General features: G+C 41.1%; 21 protein-coding genes. All 21 read left to right on the forward strand.

All coding sequences use genetic code 11. The annotated features are described in order from the left end of the window. The first annotated feature begins 302 nt into the window (after positions 1-302). The 21 genes from murI (at position 303) to IV50_RS00105 (ending at position 19,442) form a co-directional block, all read left to right on the forward strand. Positions 303-1,145, forward strand: a complete 843-nt coding sequence (gene murI, locus IV50_RS00005) for a glutamate racemase (protein ID WP_057743259.1) — start codon at positions 303-305, stop codon at positions 1,143-1,145. Between the two features lie 4 nt (positions 1,146-1,149). Beyond that, positions 1,150-1,749 carry an XTP/dITP diphosphatase gene (locus IV50_RS00010; RefSeq protein ID WP_057743262.1) on the forward strand — a complete coding sequence of 200 codons (600 nt, stop codon included), beginning with the start codon at positions 1,150-1,152 and terminating at the stop codon, positions 1,747-1,749. Next, the gene (locus tag IV50_RS00015; RefSeq protein WP_057743264.1) at positions 1,749-2,267 is read left to right on the forward strand and encodes a metallophosphoesterase family protein; all 519 of its coding nucleotides are present in this window, start codon (positions 1,749-1,751) and stop codon (positions 2,265-2,267) included. The genes IV50_RS00010 and IV50_RS00015 overlap by 1 nt, the downstream gene beginning before the upstream one ends. 136 nt (positions 2,268-2,403) lie before the next feature. Beyond that, positions 2,404-3,009 carry a GTP pyrophosphokinase gene (locus IV50_RS00020; protein ID WP_057743269.1) on the forward strand — a complete coding sequence of 202 codons (606 nt, stop codon included), beginning with the start codon at positions 2,404-2,406 and terminating at the stop codon, positions 3,007-3,009. Positions 3,010-3,021: 12 nt separating this feature from the next. Beyond that, a complete protein-coding gene (locus IV50_RS00025) occupies positions 3,022-3,837 on the forward strand; it encodes an NAD kinase (RefSeq protein WP_057743272.1) in 816 nt (271 codons plus the stop codon). Further along, the gene (locus tag IV50_RS00030; RefSeq protein WP_057743275.1) at positions 3,837-4,739 is read left to right on the forward strand and encodes an RluA family pseudouridine synthase; all 903 of its coding nucleotides are present in this window, start codon (positions 3,837-3,839) and stop codon (positions 4,737-4,739) included. Before IV50_RS00025 ends, IV50_RS00030 begins: the two co-directional genes overlap by 1 nt. Before the next feature lie 20 nt (positions 4,740-4,759). Then, the gene (mgtE, locus tag IV50_RS00035) at positions 4,760-6,157 is read left to right on the forward strand and encodes a magnesium transporter (RefSeq protein WP_057743278.1); all 1,398 of its coding nucleotides are present in this window, start codon (positions 4,760-4,762) and stop codon (positions 6,155-6,157) included. A 50-nt stretch (positions 6,158-6,207) separates the two neighbouring features. Next, the gene (locus IV50_RS00040) at positions 6,208-7,389 is read left to right on the forward strand and encodes a multidrug effflux MFS transporter (protein WP_057743279.1); all 1,182 of its coding nucleotides are present in this window, start codon (positions 6,208-6,210) and stop codon (positions 7,387-7,389) included. A gap of 150 nt (positions 7,390-7,539) precedes the next feature. Next, positions 7,540-8,229 carry a hypothetical protein gene (locus tag IV50_RS00045; RefSeq protein ID WP_057743281.1) on the forward strand — a complete coding sequence of 230 codons (690 nt, stop codon included), beginning with the start codon at positions 7,540-7,542 and terminating at the stop codon, positions 8,227-8,229. Between the two features lie 18 nt (positions 8,230-8,247). Next, positions 8,248-9,357, forward strand: coding sequence for a transcription termination factor NusA (gene nusA / locus IV50_RS00050; protein ID WP_057743284.1), 1,110 nt, complete (start codon positions 8,248-8,250; stop codon positions 9,355-9,357). A gap of 26 nt (positions 9,358-9,383) precedes the next feature. Further along, positions 9,384-9,680, forward strand: a complete 297-nt coding sequence (gene rnpM, locus IV50_RS00055) for an RNase P modulator RnpM (protein ID WP_057743286.1) — start codon at positions 9,384-9,386, stop codon at positions 9,678-9,680. Further along, on the forward strand, positions 9,673-9,978 hold the full coding sequence (locus tag IV50_RS00060) for a YlxQ-related RNA-binding protein (protein ID WP_057743290.1): 306 nt from the start codon (positions 9,673-9,675) through the stop codon (positions 9,976-9,978). The genes rnpM and IV50_RS00060 overlap by 8 nt, the downstream gene beginning before the upstream one ends. 11 nt (positions 9,979-9,989) lie before the next feature. Continuing rightward, entirely contained in the window at positions 9,990-12,332 is a 2,343-nt protein-coding gene (infB, locus tag IV50_RS00065; protein WP_057743293.1) for a translation initiation factor IF-2, read from the forward strand. 33 nt (positions 12,333-12,365) lie between these two features. Further along, positions 12,366-12,722, forward strand: a complete 357-nt coding sequence (rbfA, locus tag IV50_RS00070) for a 30S ribosome-binding factor RbfA (protein ID WP_057743296.1) — start codon at positions 12,366-12,368, stop codon at positions 12,720-12,722. A gap of 100 nt (positions 12,723-12,822) precedes the next feature. Further along, positions 12,823-13,344 carry a GNAT family N-acetyltransferase gene (locus IV50_RS00075; protein ID WP_057743299.1) on the forward strand — a complete coding sequence of 174 codons (522 nt, stop codon included), beginning with the start codon at positions 12,823-12,825 and terminating at the stop codon, positions 13,342-13,344. Positions 13,345-13,358: 14 nt separating this feature from the next. Beyond that, positions 13,359-14,270, forward strand: a complete 912-nt coding sequence (gene truB, locus IV50_RS00080) for a tRNA pseudouridine(55) synthase TruB (RefSeq protein ID WP_057743301.1) — start codon at positions 13,359-13,361, stop codon at positions 14,268-14,270. Between the two features lie 26 nt (positions 14,271-14,296). After that, complete coding sequence (ribF, locus tag IV50_RS00085) at positions 14,297-15,268, forward strand: riboflavin biosynthesis protein RibF (protein ID WP_057744605.1); 972 nt, start codon at positions 14,297-14,299, stop codon at positions 15,266-15,268. Further along, on the forward strand, positions 15,258-16,958 hold the full coding sequence (locus IV50_RS00090; RefSeq protein ID WP_057743304.1) for an NFACT RNA binding domain-containing protein: 1,701 nt from the start codon (positions 15,258-15,260) through the stop codon (positions 16,956-16,958). Before ribF ends, IV50_RS00090 begins: the two co-directional genes overlap by 11 nt. Positions 16,959-17,102: 144 nt before the next feature. Then, on the forward strand, positions 17,103-17,525 hold the full coding sequence (locus tag IV50_RS00095) for a MarR family winged helix-turn-helix transcriptional regulator (protein ID WP_057743307.1): 423 nt from the start codon (positions 17,103-17,105) through the stop codon (positions 17,523-17,525). Positions 17,526-17,663: 138 nt separating this feature from the next. Beyond that, the gene (locus IV50_RS00100; protein ID WP_057743310.1) at positions 17,664-18,530 is read left to right on the forward strand and encodes a DegV family protein; all 867 of its coding nucleotides are present in this window, start codon (positions 17,664-17,666) and stop codon (positions 18,528-18,530) included. A gap of 66 nt (positions 18,531-18,596) precedes the next feature. Continuing rightward, entirely contained in the window at positions 18,597-19,442 is an 846-nt protein-coding gene (locus tag IV50_RS00105) for a DegV family protein (RefSeq protein WP_057743313.1), read from the forward strand. Positions 19,443-19,492 lie beyond the last annotated feature (50 nt).

Raw genomic sequence — 19,492 nt, forward strand, 5'->3', positions numbered from 1 at the left:
ACTGATTTAAAAGCGTTCCTTATTCTTATAAGGAACGCTTTTTTAATTGAAAATGGTATAATAGAAGAAAAGCATATTTAGGATGTGAGGGTACGCATGACACACACAAATACACCTATTTGGGGTACATTATTATTTATTCTATTTTTCGTACTCGCAACAATAGGACTCCTTTGGCTATCCAATCGGAGATATAAACAAAAACGTAAGATGGGTAGTTTCATGTATGGCGTAATGGCCATCATTACGCGCTCGCACATGTGGTGCAATTAATTATACAATAGCTAGAAAAGAGGTTACTGATGGATAATCGTGCGATTGGGTACATGGACTCTGGGGTTGGTGGATTAACAGCGGTCAAACAAGCGCTCTATCAATTGCCTAACGAACAAGTGAAGTATGTTGGGGATACCTTACGGATGCCATATGGTCCAAGAAGAACAGAAGAAGTTGCAAAATTTGCACTTCAAATTGGACAGTATTTGAACGAAACTGACGACGGCATTAAATTGTTAGTGATTGCTTGTAATACTGCGACTGCAGCAGGCTTACCATTGCTACAGGAACATTTGCCAATTCCAGTTGTTGGCGTTATCCAACCTGGGGTTGAATCAGCGCTAGATACAACGGAGAATAATGAAGTTGGTGTGATTGCAACCCAAGGAACCGTTGATTCAAACGCTTATTATAATGGTCTAATGGCTGGTAACCCAGGAATTGATGTCCGACAGGTTGCGACACCGGACTTGGTAACGCTTGTCGAATCCAATTTAACGGATGAGGCTGAAAAGCAAGCGGTCGTTACAGATCAATTAGCTGAATTGATTGGAACAGATATCGATACCTTAATTTTGGGATGTACACATTTCCCACTATTGAGTAATGAAATCCAACAGGCTATGGGTGATCAAGTCACATTGGTAAACGCAGGTGCTGAAGCGATTAATTTGGTTGAACAAATATTAGATGATAATGATGCTCGTCACGGTATTTATCCAATGGCTAATCATGAGGATGATCTTTACTTTACGACAGGAGATATCGAACCTTTCCAAAAGATTGCGGAAAGTTGGCTAGAAATTCCTGTTACAGTGAAACATCTTGAAGCAGATGATAATGGACTCAGTTTATCGAAGGAGGACTAGATAATTGAAAAAACTAATTTTTGCATCTAAAAACCCCGGAAAGATTAAAGAGTTTCGTGCGTTCTTAGCCCCGAAAGGGATTGAAGTGCTCTCGCTACTAGATTTAACGGATACACCTGAAATTATTGAAAACGGGACTTCTTTTGAAGAAAATAGCCTGATTAAAGCACAAACCATTATGCAGGCATACGATTTACCAGTAGTTGCAGAAGATGCTGGCTTAGTTGTTGCTGCTTTGAATGGGGAGCCTGGCATCTATTCTGCACGTTATGCTGGTGATCATGATGATGCAGCTAATAATGCTAAATTATTAGAAAAGATGCAAGCGATTCCCGATGATGCACGACAAGCAAAGTTTGTCGCCGTTATCGTTGCCTTAAAGCCAAATGGCAAAAAACTTGTAACTGCTGGTGAAGTGGCTGGAGAGATATTGCGTGCACCACGTGGCGAGGATGGCTTTGGATATGATCCATTATTTTATTATCCAGCTTTTGGTAAAACCTTGGCTGAGCTGACTGTCGCAGAAAAAAATGAAATTTCACACCGTGGCAAAGCGCTGGAGCAATTTGCTGAAGCCTTTAATGATTGGTGGGAGGAAAGCTAATGGAGTACTTAATTGTTTCCGACGCGCATGGGGATCGTGGCATCTTAGAAAAACTTGTTGCTGATTATCGTGGGCGAGTTCAAGCGATGTTTTATGTTGGTGATTCTGAATTAAAGCACGATGATGAAGTATTTGATACGTTATTACCGGTCGTTGGAAATATGGACCGTGATCCGATGTTTCCTGATGATCGTTTATACCAGGAACAACAAGTTTCTATCTACATCGCTCACGGACATTTATACCACACGGAACGTAGTCTTAGTCAATTAGAAGCAGCGGCGCAAGCACAAAATGCGAACGTCGTTTTAACGGGGCATACGCATCAACTTGGGGCGGAAATGATTGATGGAATTCTTTACATTAATCCCGGCTCAATTGCTTTTCCGCGTGGACAATATGCCTATTTAAAGGGAACCTACGCAATTCTTTCAGTGTTACCAGATCGATTTGATGTTCAATTCTATACACGTGATGAACAGCCCGTCGAAGAATTAAAGGCGAGTTTCAAGCGTTAAAAGGTGCCACAGTGATTGTGGTACTTTTTTAATGGATAAGTGCAATAATTTGGTTTCATTAAATCATGGTACAAGCAAGCGGTATCTTTGGTACAATATAAAGAGTGAATTTGAGTTGCTCGGGAGATATTTGATAATGAATGAAAAAGAATGGGCTGTGCGATTACAACCGTACCAACAAACTGTCGATGAATTAAAAGTAAAGTTGCGCGGGATGCGACCAGAATTTAATCTTGCAGGCATTCAGACTCCGGTGGAATTTGTAACTGGACGTGTGAAAACAGTTGATGCGATTGAAGAGAAAATGGTTCGTCGTCATATTGAAGACGATCGGTTAGAAAAAGATATGGAAGATCTTGCTGGCGTGCGTATTATGACCCAGTTTACCGATGATATTTATAAAGTAGTTGACTTATTACGTCAACGTAAAGATATGACGATTTTGGAAGAACGTGATTATGTGACGAATGCCAAGCCTTCAGGTTATCGGTCATATCATATTGTGATTGAATATCCATTGCAATTAATAACCGGTGAACACAAAGTTTTGGCAGAAATTCAAATCCGTACCATGCAAATGAATGTATGGGCGACAATTGAACATGCGATTAATTATAAATACAACGGTGTGTATACTGAAGACATGGAGCAACAGCTAAAACATGCTGCTGATTTATCGAACGAAATTGATGATATTTTCGAACATCTCCATTTAGAGACGAGCGAGACAGACAAAGCATAAGCGAGGCGTATCATGAAAATTGCCATCTATCATAACGATAATGACCATTCAGTTGAAGTTTTAGATGAATTAAAAACAAAAATTTTGGCTAGAGATGATGCTGATATTATATTTGATGATGCCCATCCCGATATTGTTATTTCTGTGGGCGGAGACGGAACCCTTTTATCAGCATTTCATGCCTATGAACAACAACTAGATCATGTACGCTTTATTGGTGTACATACAGGTCATTTGGGTTTCTATGCAGATTGGCAAGATTTCGAGTTAGATGACCTTGTTAATAGTTTGGTACACGATTCTAAAGAATCAGTTGAGTATCCAATTGTCCAAGCAAATTTGTTTTTTACTGACCAAACTCAACGAACAATATTAGCGCTAAATGAAATCGTTATTAAACGTTCATTTGGGACGTTATCTGCCATTGTTGATATTAATGGTGATTATTTTGAACGTTTTCGTGGTGATGGGTTATCCATTGCAACGCCCAGTGGGTCAACAGCGTACAATAAAGCAGTTGGAGGAGCTGTGGTCAGTCCAAGCCTAGAAGCCATGCAACTCACAGAAATTGGATCGATTAATAATCGTGTCTTCCGAACACTAGGGTCACCGGTCATTTTGGGCGCATCTGACGTAATCTCTGTCAAGGCTCCAGATGCGGAAACTGACTCAGTTCAGGTCGCATATGATACGCTCCATTTTGTATCAGAACAGATTGAAAAAATTGAATTTAAAATTGCACCAACTAAAATTAAGTTTGCGAAATACCGCCATATGAATTTCTGGCAACGCATTCAAACGAGTTTTATTGGTCCGGAGGAAAAATAGTGGCATCATTTAGCTGGGTGAATCAAGAAGAAACCCCATTCAAAATTAAAACATTTTTAGCCCAACAAGGGGTTTCACACCGTATGTTTTCAATCATTAAGCGTGGCGGTGGATCTGTTGAAATCAATGGACGGCAGGTACGCACCGTCGACGAAATCCAACCAGGTGAACAAGTGGTCATTTCGTTGCCACCAGAGCAATCTAATGACGTGGTGGAATCATCACATATGCCATTGGACGTGCTTTATGAAGATGAAAACTGGCTAATTGTTAATAAACCGGCTGGCGTGACATCGGTGCCTGGTAAAGCTGACCGTTCAAACACGATGGTCAATCGCGTGAAGGGTTATTTAGAGGATGCAGGGTCACAAGACTTAGTACCACATGTGGTGACCCGATTAGATCGTTTCACTTCGGGTGTCGCATTACTGGCTAAACATCGGTTTGCTCACGGCTTATTAGATAAGCAACTGCAAACACATGCAGTTGATAAGCGTTACTTTGCTGTTGTTGACGGCGACTTACCAGATGATCATGGTGTGATTGAAGGACCAATTGGACGTGTTGACGGTGATTTTATTCGTCGTGAAGTGCGTGAAGATGGTCGTGCTTCCACGACAGAATATTGGGTTGAACATCGTTTTGGCAACATGACGTTGGTCCGTGTTCGCTTACATACTGGACGTACACACCAAATCCGCGTGCATTTTAGTCATATTGGACATCCACTGGTTGGTGATGAAATATACGGCGGGCCAATGGATCGCGGCATCGAACGTCAAGCCTTGCATGCCTATGCGCTGACTTTTTATGATCCATTCGACCAGCAAGACCGTAAAACGACTAGTGCTTTACCTGAAGACATGGTTAAGCTCTTGGATGGATACCAGGTCGAAATTTAAGGTAAAGAGGGAGTGTTTGTATGGCAAATGAAAATAATAATGCTGAAGAAGTCGTTGAAGATCTACGTGATGAAATCAGTGAACAAGCTCAGGCCCTTGTGAATGATTTGGAGCATGGTGATAAAGAAGCCTTTCTTGATGGCTTTGCAGATTTGCACGGCTATGATCGTGGTCAATTTTATCTGAATTTACCTTCACAATTACGTCAGCAAGTTATTGACTGGTTGACGCCAAGTGAAATGGCTGAAGTCTTTGATGAAATGCCAGTAGATGATGACACTAAACCAGATGAATTATTAAAAGAAATGTCACCGCAATATGCTGCGGAAATGTTGGATCAAATGTATACCGATAATTCTGTAGACATGCTTGAGGAATTAAGTGGGCATGATTTGCGGATGTACTTATCTTTGATGCCAGAGCAGGATGCTAAATCAATTCGTGAGTTATTGAATTACGATGACGAGACTGCTGGTTCGCTGATGAGTCACGATTATATCGCGATTAGTGAAAACGATACGATTCCAGAGGCAATGCAGGCGGTTAAAGTTGCCGCTAAAGAAGCGGAACAAATTACATATATTTATGTCTTAAATGCTGATGAAAAGTTGGTAGGTGTCGTTTCGTTGCGTTCATTGATGTTGGCTGACGATTCCTTGGAATTGAAGGACATTATGGACACAAACCTGATTGCGGTCGGTCCAGATGAAGACCAAGAAGAAGTTGCCCATATCATGGCGGATTATAATTTTTCTTCGTTACCAGTTGTTGAAAATGATAAATTATTGGGAATTATCATGGTCGATGATATTGTTGATGTTATTGGCGATGAAGCAACGGAAGATTATTCGCGTTTGGCCGGGGTTGATGTCGAGAGTGGGGATGATAATCCACTCAAAGCCGCCTTTAAACGATTACCATGGTTAATTGGATTGATTTTCTTGGGAATGGGAACCGCTTCTGTGATTGATGGTTTTAACGGGTTGGTTGCTACAGCACCAATTCTTGCCGTATTTATCTCGTTGATTACTGGAACGGCCGGTAATGCTGGAACGCAATCTCTTGCGGTGGCTGTGCGTAAGCTAGCTTTTAAATCAACAACGAATGTATGGAAGATGCTTTTGAATGAAATTTTAATTGGATGTGTTATTGGTATCGTTGCTGGTCTGACAATTTTTACGGTTGTTACCGTTTGGAAGCATAATGTGCTTTTGGGGCTAGCGGTTGGTTTAGCTATGGGAATTGCAATTCTTGTCGCGAACGTTGCTGGTGCCTTTATTCCACTGATTATGGATGCAATCCATGTTGATCCAGCTGTTGCGTCAGGACCTTTCATTTCAACTTTGTCGGATTTAACATCTGTTTTAATTTACTTTAATATCGCTGGCTTGTTCATCCATCTATTTGGAGCGATTTAGCCAAGCAAAAATAGGCTTATGAATAAGCCTTTTTTATTTGGGAGAATGATATGCAAAAAAACAATATGACCAGATTACAAATTATGATTTTGGGCGTCTTGAGTGCCTTTGGTCCACTAGCTTTGGATTTATATTTACCAGGACTACCTGTTTTACAACGAGAACTTCCCACAACAGCGACGATGACGCAACTCTCAATTACGGCAGCCATGTTTGGCTTAGCGATTGGACAAGTTGTCGTGGGACCGCTTTCTGATAGACTTGGTCGTAAGATGCCATTGATTTATGGAATTGCTGCTTTTACGATTTCTTCGTTTGGTATTGCGATGAGTGATAACATTGGCATGATTATTGTTTTACGTCTGATACAAGGTCTAGGTGGAGCGACAGGAATTGTTTTATCGCTGGCCATGATTACGGATTCGTTTGATGGCATTCAATTAACCCGCAATGTTGCCATTAATCAAACGATTAACGGTATTTTCCCGATTTTGGCACCGGTACTTGGAGGTGTTTTAATTGCGTTAGCAGACTGGAGAAGTGCGTTTTGGTTATTAGGCGGGTTAGGGTTAATTATCGTATTATTAATTATTTTTAAATTACCTGAGACGAATTTAGACCGACAAAATGGTTCGCTCAAGGAAACATTTGGCCGATTTAAAAGTATTCTTGAAAATCGTTATTTTATGGCCATGACGTTGATTCAAGGCTTTATGATGAGCGCGCTATTTGCGTATATTGCTGGATCGTCTTTTGTGTTACAAGATTTATATGGCTTATCAGTACCAGCCTTTTCGGGGGTGTATGCCTTAAACGGATTTGGTATTTTATTAGGAGCAAGTCTTTCAGGAAAGTTAGCTGAAAAATATTCAGCCTGGCAGATTCTGAAATGGTTTATGATGTTCTCTATGGTTGGTGGGTTGCTCTTGATTGTGTCACTCTTTTTGCCAAAATCAATTTGGTTAACCATTTTGGCTTTCTTCTTGATTGTGGCACCTGTCGGTGGTATTAACAGTATGACAACAGCACTTGCCATGGCCCGTGAACATCAAGATGCCGGTACTGCTTCGGGCATTCTTGGATTGACGCGTTTTGCCATGGGCGGTATCATGTCACCATTGGTCGGTTTAGGTGGAACGACCACAATGGTGCCACTGGTAATAGTGATTGTGGTCGTACAACTATTAGGTGCCGGCATTTACGCGGTAATGCAGCATAAGCAACCGGCGTAAAGTGTTGCAATCTAGTCACTTTAATGCTATGATTAACTTTGTTGATTAATAAACTCTTAGCTGAGTGGCCAGGGCGAAATGCCCCGGCCGCTCATTTTTTTGGAATTTATTTTAAAAAATAGAAAACCTTAGACTGAAGGGAGGTTTAAAATGCCAGAAGTGATTGATAAGGTAGCAGCAGTGCTTACTGATGCTTTAACTGAACAAGGGTTTGACCTGTGGGATGTCCGGTACGAGAAACAAGATGCTGATATGGTTTTGCGTGTCTTAGTCGATCGTCTAGACGGCGACATTAATATGGATGATTTAGTGATGTTAACTGAATTAATTAGTGATCGTGTTGATGAAATCCAACCAGATCCATTCCCAGAGGCCTACCTCTTGGATGTTTCATCACCCGGTGCAGAACGCGACCTAAAGCGGCCACGTGATTTTGATTGGGCCGTTAACAAAACGGTTGAGTTAGAATTGAAGACGCCAATGGATGGTGAAATGACGTTAACTGGGACACTTGTTTCAGCAACAGATGAGGCAATTACACTTGAGGTCGTTGGAAAAAAAGGAAAACGAACACAAGTAACGATTCCAATGGACCAACTTAAGCGTGCTCATTTGTCAATTGATCAAGATCGTATTTTAATGACGGATGATGATTTTGCTTGGGCAATTGAAAAATTGGTTCAAGTATCGACATACCGGAAAATTGATGGTCAAAAAGATTTTGTAGGTGAGTTAACTGAGGAGACACCTGAAGTGTTGGTGCTTGCTGATGAAGATGGTCAGACAATTGAAATCCCAAGAGATGTGGTCGCAAAAGCGCGCCATACAAATACGTTCTAGATAAGTGGAGAAAGAAAAATGAGTAAGGAATTGGTGACAGCCCTTAATGCCCTTGAAGAAGAGAAAAACATTAAGGCGGATGTATTAGTAGAAGCCATTGAAGAAGCCTTGAAGAAGGCGTATGAAAAAAATTACGATGATGCAGATAATGTTGAAGTGACTTTTGATCAAAAAAAGGGAAACATCAAGGTTTATTCTGTTAAAACGGTCGTTGAAGACGTCGAAGATGCAAATAAAGAAGTTAGCTTGTCTGATGCTTTGAGTAAAAACAAGGATTATGAACTTGGTGATGAAATTAAGTTTGAAGTAACCCCTTCAGACTTCGGGCGCCTAGCAGCGCAAACAGCTAAGCAAATCATCATGCAAAAGGTTCGTGAAGCTGAACGTGGTAACATCTACGATAACTTCATTACTTATAAGGATGAAATTATCACTGGTGAAGTTGAACGCGAGGATTCACGTTTCCTTTATGTGATTTTGCCTGGTCAACAAGAAGCAGCGATGAAGCCCGAAGATCAAATGCCAAATGAAAAATACCAAATGGGTGATCATATTAAGGTACTTGTTTCTGATGTTAAAAATGAAGCTAAAGGACCACAAGTCTTTGTGTCTCGTACACATCCTGACTTAGTTAAGCGTTTATTTGAATCTGAAGTACCTGAAGTTTACGATGGTACAGTTGAAATCAAATCAATTGCGCGTGAAGCTGGTGATCGTTCTAAGATTGCTGTCTACTCACACAACGAAAACCTAGATGCTGTTGGAACAATGGTTGGTCAACGTGGTGCCCGTGTTCAAGCAATTGTGAACGAATTATCTGGTGAAAACATGGATATCGTTGAATGGACTGAAGACCCAGTTGAATTCATTAAGAATGCCTTGAACCCAGCTGAAGTTGTTGATGTGATTTTTGATCCTGAAAATGAACGTGCTGTAACAGTTTTGGTACCTGATTATCAATTATCATTGGCAATTGGTAAGCGTGGTCAAAATGCACGTTTGGCAGCGCGCTTAACGAACTTCAAGATTGACATTAAGCCTGAAAGTGAACGTGATGCTGTGATGGCTGAACTAGAGAATCCAACGCCAGCGGTTGAAGAAGTCGTTGATGCTTTTGAAGAAGAGTAAGTTGGTAGCATAAGGAGGAACGTGCAATGCGGCAACGTAAAATTCCAATGCGAAAAGATATCGTAACCGGTGAAATGGTCCCAAAGCCTGACCTAGTTCGAATTGTGAAGACGCCGGAGGGTGAAGTTGAACTAGACCCGACGAGCCGAGCAAATGGGCGTGGCGCATACATCAAATTAGATGTTGACGTTGCCCAACAGGCCAAAAAAAAGCGGACTTTTGATCGTGCATTTGGTGTTAAGTTACCAGATGATTTTTATGATGAATTGATTGCATACGTCGACCATCAAGCAGCTCGACGGGAGCTATTTGGCGATGAATAACGACCAAAAAATATTGAATTTATTAGGACTAGCACGGCGGGCTGGAAAGCTTGAAGCTGGTGAAGATATGGCCTTAAAGGCGATTCGGAACGGTAAGGCTTCATTGGTGTTTTTCGCCAGTGACGGTGGTCCAAGTACTTTAAAAAAGTTTACAGACAAAACCACAAGTTATGATGTACCCATGTGTACACGCTTTTCAAAGGCGCAATTAGCTGATGCAACGGGGATGCCCCGGACAGTGTTAGCCGTAGCCAATCGTGGTTTTGCAAAGAAAATGCGACAATACTTAGAACAATAGGAGGATGGCACATGACCAAGCGAATTTATGAGTTGGCAAAGGAATTAAATGTTTCATCAAAGGACTTAGTATCAGCGGCTGAATCAGCTGGTTTCGATGTTAAGAACCACATGTCAACAATTAATGACAATCAAGAAAAAGATTTGAAGCAACGTGTTCAAAAGAACCCATCAAATCAAAAAGCGGCCAAGACGGATGCTAAGCCTGCAGCAGCTAAGGCACAAGCTAAATCTACAGCGCCTGCAAAAAAGGCTGAAGCAAAGCCGGAAGCAAAGCAAAGCAATGGTGGTCAAGCACAACGTCACGAGACGAAGAAGCCTGCTGCTAACAACACGCAAAGCCATTCAAACGGTGGCCAACGTTCACAAAACAACAATAGCCAACGTCCACAAGGTGGCCAAGGTCAAAACCGTGGCGGACAAGGTCAAAATCGTGGTGGTCAAGGCCAAAACCGCGGCGGACAAGGTCAAAACCGTAATGGTGGTTGGAATAACAACAATCGTGGTGGTAAGAAGGGCAAGCGTGGTCAAAACCGTAATAACCAACGTAATAATGAGCCACGTCCAGCAGCTCCACAACGTAAGGAACAACCATTACCAGAAGTCTTGAACTATACAGTTGGTATGAACGTTCAAGATATCGCAAAGTTAATTCACCGTGATGCAACTGAAATTATTAAGAAGTTGTTTATGCTTGGCGTTATGGTTAACCAAAACCAAAGTTTGGATGGCGATACCATCGAATTGCTTGCAACTGATTACGGTATTGAAGCTAAAGAGAAGGTTGAAGTCGATCATTCTGATATCGATAAGATCTTCGAAGAAGAAGCAAACAATGATGAAAACCTACAACCACGTGCACCTGTTGTCACAATCATGGGACACGTTGACCACGGTAAGACAACATTGTTGGACTACCTACGTAACACGCACGTGACTGACGGTGAAGCTGGTGGAATCACACAACACATCGGTGCTTATCAAGTTAAGACTGAAGATGATCGTGAAATTACATTCTTGGATACACCTGGACACGCGGCCTTTACTGAAATGCGTGCACGTGGTGCCAATGTGACTGATATTACCATCTTAGTTGTTGCAGCTGATGATGGCGTTATGCCACAAACGGTTGAAGCAATCCATCACGCGAAAGCTGCTGGAACACCAATTATCGTTGCAGTTAATAAAATTGATAAGCCAGGAGCAAATCCTGACAATGTTATCAATCAATTGATGCAATACGAATTGATCCCTGAAGAATTTGGTGGAGATACAATCTTTGTTAAGATTTCTGCCAAGTACGGTGAGAACATCGATGAATTGCTTGAAATGGTCCTTTTGACAGCTGATGTTATGGACTTGAAGGCCAACCCTGATCAACGTGCTGCTGGATCAGTCGTTGAAGCGCGTTTGGATAAGGGACGTGGACCCGTTGCAACAGTGCTTGTTCAACAAGGAACGATGCACATTGGAGATCCAATCGTTGTGGGTAACACATATGGTCGTGTTCGTACAATGACAAACGATCGTGGTCGTCGTATTAAGGCTGCCATTCCGTCAACACCAGTTGAAATTACTGGGTTGAATGAAGTGCCATCTGCAGGAGACCGTTTTGTGGTCTTTGAAGATGAAAAGACGGCACGTGCCGCGGGTGAGGAACGTTCAAAGCGTGCTTTGCTTGAAGATCGTAACCGTAATAATGTTGTTTCAGTTAACGACTTGTTCAACAAGATGGCTGAAGAAAACATGAAGTCTGTGCCTGTTATTATTAAGGCTGACGTGCAAGGTTCTGTCGAAGCATTGGCTGGCTCACTTCAAAAGATTGATGTTGACGGTGTTAAGGTTGGTATTATTCACACAGCCGTAGGTGCGATTAATGAATCTGACGTAACACTTGCTGAAGCTTCTGGTGCGATTATCATTGGGTTCAATGTACGTCCAACACCTCAAGCAAAGGCTCAAGCTGATGCGGCCGATGTCGATATTCGTCTACACAATGTTATTTATAACGTAATTGATGAAATTGAAGCAGCCATGAAGGGTCAACTCGATCCTGAATACAAGGAAGAAATTGTCGGTACTGCTGACGTTCGTGAATTGTTCAAGGTTTCTAAGGTTGGAACAATCGTTGGTGGTATGGTAACTTCTGGTAAGATTACAAGTGAATCATCAGTTCGTTTGATTCGTGATGGTATTGTTATCTTCGAAGGTAGGCTTAACTCACTTCGTCGTTATAAGGACGACGTTAAGGAAGTTAAGAATGGTTACGACTTCGGTTTGACGATTGAAAACTACAACGATGAAAAGATTGGTGATGTGATTGAAGCCTACGAAATGGTTGAAATCAAGCGTTAATCTAACTGATAACATCCATAGAGGAGGTCAATGATGGGACAACAAAATTTCCGTGTTGGTCGTTTAGAACAGGAGATTCAACGCGAAGTTAATGACATTTTGTTAAAGCGCGTCCGCGATCCTCGTGTTCAAGGTGTGACTGTAACAGGTGTTGAAGTGACCGGTGATTTGCAACAAGCGACAATTTATTACAGCCTATTATCAGATTTAGCATCTGTTAATAAAAAGGCTGCTGAAGGATTGGATGCAGCAACTGGTTTAATTCGCAAGGAGTTGGGTAGTCGTTTAACGATTTACAAAACGCCAGAATTAATCTTCAAGAAAGATGACTCAATTCAATATGGAAATCATATTGATGAATTGATTCGTCAACTAGACCAACAAGATTAAATGTAAAAGGTTCGGTTAATTCCGAACCTTTTTTGTATGCGCTCATGAATTTTGATACAATTGAAAGAACTAGAAAAACGTTTAAAAAAGGGAATAAGACATGCAATTACGTCCATTAGAAAAAAGAGATTTACCATACATTTATAAGCAAGAAAACGCACGTCGGGTTATGGCCCTTTGGTTTGAAGAACCCTATACATCATTTGATGAACTAGAAATCCTGTATGACAAGCACGTTTTAGATCAAGCTGAACGTCGCTTTGTAATTGATGTGAATGATGAATTCGCTGGCGTTGTTGAATTAGTTTATATTGACAACTTGCATCGAAACACAGAAATTCAAATTATCGTTGAAGAAAAATTTCAAGGGCAGGGATTAGCACAAGAAGCCATGCGTGCTGGTTTGGAATATGCCTTTAATGTGATTAACATGCATAAGGTTTATTTGTATGTTGATGTCGAAAATACAGCTGCTGTACACATTTACAAGAAAATTGGGTTTGAAATGGAAGGAACCCTTAAAGAACAATTTTATGCAAACGGCCGATACCATGATAGCTATATGATGGGGATGGTTTGGAGCAGTTTTAAAGAAATTGAAGCAAAAGCGAAAGAACAATAGTTGAGGTACGCATGATGGAAGGAATTCTCCCAATATACAAAGAAACTGGCATGACGTCCCATGATGTTGTCTTTAAATTAAGAAAAATCTTACATACTAAAAAAGTCGGACATGCAGGAACGCTTGACCCAAGTGTTGACGGTGTATTACCAATCGCCATTGGTAAAGCGACAAAAAGTATTGAATTCTTACAGGATGCCGGTAAAGTTTACACAGGAACGATTACGCTGGGCTTTTCAACAACTACTGAGGATCTTGATGGCGAAGTTGTGGAAGAAGTGACACAATTAGACCCTTTATCAGTTGAGATGATTGACCAGGGGCTAGCAAAACTTGAAGGTGATATTATCCAAATTCCGCCCATGTTTTCAGCGGTAAAAGTGAATGGGCGTCGTCTATATGACTATGCACGTGCCGGTGAAACTGTTGAGCGCCCAAAGCGTGATGCAACTATTTATGAATTCAAGCGAACGAGCGAACCAATCTTTGATGCAATGACGCAGACACAAACGTTTGCTTTTAAGGCAGTGGTATCAAAAGGGACTTACATTCGAACGCTAGCTGTTGATTTTGGGAAACAATTTGCATTGCCATCTGTCATGAGCCAGTTGACTCGTCAATCAGCTGGAGGGTTTACGCTGGCAGAAAGTCACTCTTTAGCGGATGTTGCTACGGAAATGGAAAAAACGGGAAATATCGATGATTGGTTACTCCCGATTGATCGCGCGGTTGCACAATACCCAAGTGTGGCTTTACCGGATGATATTTGGCAGTTCGTCAAGAACGGTGTCGGATTACCTGCGGATTTATATCCCAAAAAATCAGAAAGAATTGTTATTACACATAATCGTGAAGTGAAATCAGTTTTTGAATGGTCTGATCGCAAGCAACAGTATCGACCATATCGGACGTTTAAAAATGAATAAGTAAAGAAGCAAGGATGGTTAAGCGCATGGAAGTATATCAGTTACATCATCCATTTGATGAAAAATTAGTTGACCAAACGCCAAAAGTTTTAGCGATGGGTTTTTTTGATGGCATGCATTTGGGTCATCAAGCGGTGATTCAGGAGGCGCGTAAAATTGCAGACCATTTAGAATTACCCTTAGCAGTACTCACATATGATCAACATGCTTCAGTCGTCTTTGAAGCGCATGATCAACCATTGCGTTACTTAACACCCTTGAATCGCAAGCTTGATTTATTGCGGGATTTGGGTGTTGATATGACGTATGTGGTAAACTTTACGGCGGCTTTTGCAGCTCAAACACCGCAAGCTTTTGTGGACAAATATATTGTAGGACTTGGGACGCGAGTGGCAGTAGCTGGGTTTGATCATACCTATGGTGCTGACGCAGATTTAGCTGACATGGCCCACTTAAGTGAGTATGCTAGCGGTCGATTTGATGTATTTGAGGTACCAAAAATTGAACGACTTGGGCAAGAAAGTGCTTCAAGCTATTTACGGAAACTGGTTGATTCGGGTGATGTTGACACGTTACAAACATTCTTAGCATGCCCATATCAAACCAGTGGGGTTGTGGTACATGGTGAGGCTCGGGGACGTGAAATGGGTTATCCAACAGCGAATATTGAAACTCCCATTGATCAGCGTTTACCAGGCGTAGGCGTCTATGCGGTTTCACTTAAAATTGGTGATACGTGGTATCCCGGGATGGCGTCCATTGGTTATAATGTAACCTTTGGCGAAAACCGACCTAAAACAGTTGAAATCAATCTATTTGATTTCAGCCAAAATATATATGGTGAAGCGGTACAAGTGCAGTGGCACCATTATGTTCGTGGTGAAGTGAAATTCTCTGGGATGGAGACATTGCAGACACAACTTGCTCATGACGAGGCGACGATTCGCGACTATTTTAATGTAAAAGAGAGTAATGAGGCAGGAATAGATGGCATTTGATGGACTATTTACCCATGCAATGACAAAAGAATTAAACGATACGTTGGCGGGTGGACGGATCATGAAAATCCACCAACCCTATCCAAATGAAGTTTTTCTGGTGGTGCGTAATAATCGAAAGAATTATCCCCTTTTGTTGAGTGCTCACCCCATGTTTGCACGGGCGCAAATTTCACAGATTAAATACAAAAATCCCCAAACGGCACCTAACTTTGCCATGATGCTTCGTAAGCATTTGGAGGGGGCACAGTTGTTGCGCATTGAGCAGGTTGAAAATGACCGTATTATGCGCTTTGTGATTTCTGGAAGAAATGAGTTAGGGGATGAAGACCGTACGGTTTTGATTCTTGAAATGATGGGACGGCATTCTAACTTGTTTTTGGTTGATGAAGCCAGCCAGAAAATCATTGATTTGATTAAACATGTCCCTGCAGATCAAAATCGTGTTCGAACTTTAATGCCAGGTGGGACTTATGTCCAACCACCCAAGCAAGATGTTTTGAATCCGTACCAAAGTCTAGATGGTTTGGCTAACCTAATTCTAGATTATCGTGAACAAAACGAACTAGCTAAGCACATTCAAAGCCACTTCCAAGGTTTTGCTCGTGATTCTGCGCATGAATTGGCAGCAGTCGTTCAAAATGATGGGGACGCCATGGCGCATGCACAATCATGGTTCGATCACTTTAATCAGCCTAATCCCACCTTGGTTGATACACAAAAGGGACTCCAGTATGTCCCATTCCCTTGGCAAACAGTAACTGGGGAGACGACTGAATTTACAACCTTAAGTGAATTGTTAGATGCTTATTATGAAGGAAAGTCTGAACGTGATCGTGTCCAACAACAGGCCGGGGTTGTCCTCCGGGTTATTCATAATGAACTTAAGAAAAATAAAACGAAGATAAAAAAGCAACAAGCTGAGTTAGCCCAAGCTGATCATGCTGATGAGTATAAGGTCAAGGGAGAACTCTTAACGACATATATGCATCAGATTGAGCGGGGGATGACTGAAATTGAATTGCCAAATTATTATGACGATAATAAGCCCATGCAAATACAGTTGTCGAACCAATTAAGTCCTTCACAGAATGCACAACGTTATTTTACCCGTTATAATAAGCTAAAAGCATCTGTGAAATATTTAAATGAACAGATTGCCTTGGCACAGAAGGAAGTTGATTACTTTGAGAATTTGCAAGCTCAAGTTGATATTGCAAGTCCCAAGGATATTGAAGAAATTCGTCAGGAATTAATTCAAGAAGGTTATCTACGTGTGCAAAGTAAGAAAAAGCAAAAAGCACAAGTGAGCCAACCAGAAATTTTCTACGCAAGTGACGGAACGCAAATTGAAGTTGGTAAAAACAATCTTCAGAATGAGCGCCTATCTATGAAGACCGCAAATAAATCAGATATCTGGATGCATACCAAAGATATTCCTGGGTCACACGTTATCATTCATTCGTCTGAGCCAAGTGAACAAACATTAACCGAAGGTGCGCAACTTGCCGCTTACTTCTCGAAGGCACGTGATTCAGCTAACGTCCCAGTGGATTATTTACCGGTTCGTCGTTTACGTAAGCCCAACGGATCAAAACCAGGTTTTGTCATATTTGAGGGACAAACAACAATGACTGTTACGCCATCATATACAACTGTTCAGAAATTACGAAAAAAACCTGAAGCTTAAATTATGAGTCGTTCGAGAGAACGGCTCTTTTAATTTATTAAAAATTAATTAGGAACCAATCGCGTTTGTTCTGATGAACGTTGGATATGATACGCTTGCGTTAGCAAATGTGGCATGAATTTGATAAGTTATAGGAGCTTTGGTATGAAAACGATTTTAAAATCTTTGCAGGATGCGAATAAAATCTATCAGATGAAATTATTGAAATTGTCAAAAAAAAATAATGTAACCCTGGCCGAATGGCATTTACTAGACGCACTCGCGCAGGGTGCCGACACACAGGATAAATTAGCCCAGGTGATGCAGCTAGATCCTTCGACGCTATCACGACAACTTAAGGCTCTAGGTAAGAAGGAATATGTGGAAAGTGTCGCCATCAATCGAGATAACCGGCAGCGCAAATATTCGCTATCAGAAACGGGACAGACTGTTTTAAAAACATTGACGCAACAAGCACAAGTATATCGTAAGCATGTTTTTTCTGTTTGGTCGGAAGATGAACAAAGAATGATGACGATTTTATTGAATCGTTTAGAAAATTCACTGAATACAAATGACATTGTTTAAAAGCAGCCAAATTCGGCTGCTTTTTTTGTGATAAAACTATGAGGACGTTATTTGTCGTTTAGTTTGCTATATATTTATAAGTCGAAATTATGATAGAATATGAAAGGTTTTTAGAAACGATTGAAAAGGAGGTGGCTTATGACGGTCGCCATTGTAACTGATTCAACTGCGTACCTAACGGCAGATGAAATTAAAAATTTAAAAATTGAAGTTGTGCCAATTCCGGTCATTATTGACGGCACGACATATCAGGAAGGCATCGATCTTAAACGGGAATCGTTTTATGATCTTTTGGCGCAAGCCGAACACTTTCCAACGACATCACAGCCTGCAGTTGGCGAATGGTTAACGTTGTTTGAACGTCTGAAGCAAGCAGGCTATGATGAAGCCCTTGTGATTAACCTTTCATCGACTATCTCAGGTGCTGGTCAGACTGTGGCAGGATTAGCCACGTCTATTTCTGATTTTAAAGTGCATGCTTATGATTCTAAGTTAACTGTTAGGATAATGGGACAGTTAGTCCTTAAAGCGGCTCAGATGGCGCAAGAAGGGGCAAGTGTTGAAACGATTACCCATACGCTTGACGCCTTACGCGAAACGATTGATGAATATTTTGTTGTTGATGATTTGCAAAACTTATCACGAGGTGGACGCTTATCTAATGCTTCAGCATTAGTTGGGACAATGTTAAAGGTGAAACCAATTTTAACATTTGATCCAGAAACAAATTATATCGTGCCTTTTGAAAAGGTTCGTTCAATGAAAAAAGCGTTAGCACGCACCGAACAACTATTTGAAAATGCGATTGCTGAAGTTGATTACCCAATCCATGCGATTGTGATTTATTCAAATAATGCTGAACAAGCAGAAAAATGGATGGGTGAATTGCAAACACGTTTTCTAGAAGTGACATTTGAGTTATCTTATTTTGGACCTGTAATCGGAACGCATTTGGGCGCAGGTTCATTGGCTTTAGGATGGATACGTGAACCAGATTCCGTATAAAGCTACGCCAGTTTTAAAAAATTGTGCCATAATGGTAGTGTAGTTTTTTAAAAGTGAGGAAAAGAAATGTCAAATGTAAAAATTGTAACTGATTCATCAGCTATTCTAAGTGATGAAGAAGTTGAAGCCTATAACGTGACAGTCATTCCAATGAGTTTAATGATTGATGGTGAGCTCTATCAAGACGGTATCACAATCGGACGGAATGAATTTCTTGATAAAATGAAAGCAGCGAAAGCTTTACCAACGACTTCACAACCACCAATTGGTGAATTTACTAAAGTGTATGAACAGCTTGTTTCAGATGGTTCGAGCGTCATTTCGATCCATATGTCAGCTGGTTTGTCAGGAACAGTGAATGCTGCCAAACAAGCGGCTGAAATAGTTGATGGTGATATAACGGTTATTGACACAACCTTCATTGATCGTGCCGAAGCTTTTCAAGTTCTTGCTGCAGCTGAACTCGCGCAACAAGGTGCCACTACAGATGATATTCTAAGGCAAATTGCTTTAACTCGAGAGAAATCCGTATCGCATATTTTTGTTGCTGAAATGGATAACCTTGTTAAAGGTGGACGTATTTCAAAGACGGCCGGAGCCGTGGCTAATCTCTTAAACATTCACGCTGGTATTCATATTGAAGATGGCGGTTTTAAGATTGATGTAAAGGCTCGTGGCGTTAAGGCAATTAAAAAATATATGCATAAACTAATTACAGAAATGCAGTCAATTCCAGAAGGGATGCACCGAATTGACGTTTCACACGCTGGTGTTCCTGAAAAGGCACAAGCATTAGCTGAGACACTACAAACGGCATTTCCAGATGTTACGGTGCATACGTTTGAAACATCACCAAATTCTGCAACACATGCTGGGGCAGGCGCCTTAGCAATTGCTTATGAGACAAAATAAAAGATGATAAATTTACGCGTTATCCAGCTTTCAATTGCCAGGTTTTGTTT

The sequence above is a fragment of the Weissella viridescens genome (assembly GCF_001437355.1).
GTDB classification, from domain to species: Bacteria; Bacillota; Bacilli; order Lactobacillales; family Lactobacillaceae; genus Weissella; species Weissella viridescens.